Origin of the sequence: Aureispira sp. CCB-QB1 (assembly GCF_000724545.1) — a bacterium.
Taxonomy (GTDB): Bacteria; Bacteroidota; Bacteroidia; order Chitinophagales; family Saprospiraceae; genus Aureispira.
The window spans coordinates 1-1,692 of record NZ_JHBV01000177.1; the positions used below are offsets into that span (position 1 = coordinate 1).

3 protein-coding genes are annotated in these 1,692 nt (G+C 42.4%); all 3 read left to right on the plus strand.

Annotated features, from left to right (window positions below; genetic code table 11):
• Nucleotides 1-134: 134 nt before the first annotated feature.
• The 3 genes from CG11_RS28955 to CG11_RS28965 all read left to right on the plus strand — a co-directional run bounded on the left by CG11_RS28955 (nt 135) and on the right by CG11_RS28965 (nt 1,565).
• On the plus strand, nt 135-485 hold the full coding sequence (locus CG11_RS28955; protein ID WP_052600385.1) for a hypothetical protein: 351 nt from the start codon (nt 135-137) through the stop codon (nt 483-485).
• A complete protein-coding gene (locus CG11_RS28960) occupies nt 473-1,162 on the plus strand; it encodes a hypothetical protein (protein WP_052600386.1) in 690 nt (229 codons plus the stop codon). Before CG11_RS28955 ends, CG11_RS28960 begins: the two co-directional genes overlap by 13 nt.
• 139 nt (nt 1,163-1,301) lie before the next feature.
• On the plus strand, nt 1,302-1,565 hold the full coding sequence (locus tag CG11_RS28965) for a hypothetical protein (protein ID WP_156039973.1): 264 nt from the start codon (nt 1,302-1,304) through the stop codon (nt 1,563-1,565).
• Nucleotides 1,566-1,692: the final 127 nt, after the last annotated feature.

Genomic DNA, 1,692 nt, shown 5'->3' on the forward strand with positions numbered 1-1,692 from the left:
AAACCCTTGTTTTTATTATGCTCATCCCTGATGAATCCAAACACACCCTCATTATCAAACCCGATTACCTTGGCGTTGGTGTCATTGGATTGGTGGTTTTACTAATCCTGATTATCAACAAAAAACTCCTTTAAATGAAAGCGCTTCTTAAATCGGTTTTTACCAGTTTGTTAAGCCTGTTTAATGTCGGGATCTATTGCTCGGATGGCGTGGATAGTTTGTTGCAACAATTGCACTTTTTAGAACTCGAAAATCAAGCCAATGAAATCCTCCGATTGTATGCCTTGATGGAGTATCAAAACCAATTGATCCTTGCCTTAGATGCCTTTAGAACGGGTTTAATGTTCCTTTCCTTGCTCTTTCTTTTTATCCTCAATTTTGCCCTCTTCAAACGCTCTTATCTATGGGCAATTAAGAAAGTCCAAACTGCTTATTCTTTTATTACTACCAAACTCAAAACGAAACTTAGAAAATGGCGAATGTAAAACGTATTTATGCCCCTTTCACCAAAGATTTATGCATGGCGAGCCCTTGGGCTTATGTCGATGGTGAATTATCCTATCGTCCTCTACCTGCTGGGACTGTTGAGCAGGAATTAATCACCGATGTCCAAAAAGCAGGTGGTATTGTTGATGCCAACTATTCTATCTTGGTTCAAAAACAAGGCAGCGACGAACAAGGACAATTGGAATTGACCTTGCTTTTGTCCGATGAAAAAAAGGAAGATGGCAGCTATAAATTTCCAGAAAAAGCCATGGTGAAGATTGGTATTGATGGCGATAGCCCTGAAATTTTCCCTGGTGATCATGCTGACTTTTTGATCGGCTTGGAAATTGGTGGAACCTATGGTCCTGGTACCTTACAAACCATTGCCCAATTGGCTCGTCAAGGCAAACAATTGGTCATTAATGGCATGCACATTGATGCGGACAACGACAAACATTTTACCGCTAAAATGGTCGAGCGTCAATTTAAACACGATGGTTCTAGCATGGGCGACCGAAATATTTTGTATCCCAAATCGTTGGCTAGTGACGAACAAACCACCATTCGAGTCCTAGCAGACATTGACGTCACCTTAGATGGCTTTGGCTATTTAGAAGTGCCTATTTATCGGGGCATTGGTGCCAACATCACCCTAGATACCACCTTCACCAAATAACACCAACCCTCCTTTAACCCTTAAAGCCAAGTTGCGGGAAGACCTCCCCCGTACTTTTTAGGATCTCCTCCTTGTTGCTCGACCCATCAAAAGGAATTGTCTTCCCTCATGCAACTTGGCTTGTTTTAATGCTTTTTCTATGGCAGGTTCTGTTTTTGAATCCATCTCCACAGGTGATATTGGCATCTTGGATGGTGGTTTAAATATTGGCACCCAAGGACTGTCCAACAAAGACCTCAAAGTCATTTTTGGCTCCTTGGCTCAAGCACAAACGGCTCAGGCTAGCCAACAACTGCAAGTTCAACAACGGCGGGATCAACTGCTCATCATTAGCGCCTCTGTTGTTGTTTTATTGCTGCTTCTACTCCTTCTTTTCTTTTACTCCAAACACCCTACATCATGAGTCTAGGTACCCTTTCTGAATCTCGTATGGCAACGGCTCCGATTGCAACGATTACCACCACTGCAATGCCTTCTGTTCCTGATCCCAAACCCACTAAAAACACTCCTCAGGTATTAGAAAATACGGT

Coding starts and splice junctions, on each gene's coding strand:
- CG11_RS28955 (WP_052600385.1), top strand. CDS start 135: ATGAAAGCGCTTCTTAAATCGGTTTTTACCAGTTTGTTAAGCCTGTTT.
- CG11_RS28960 (WP_052600386.1), top strand. CDS start 473: ATGGCGAATGTAAAACGTATTTATGCCCCTTTCACCAAAGATTTATGC.
- CG11_RS28965 (WP_156039973.1), top strand. CDS start 1,302: ATGGCAGGTTCTGTTTTTGAATCCATCTCCACAGGTGATATTGGCATC.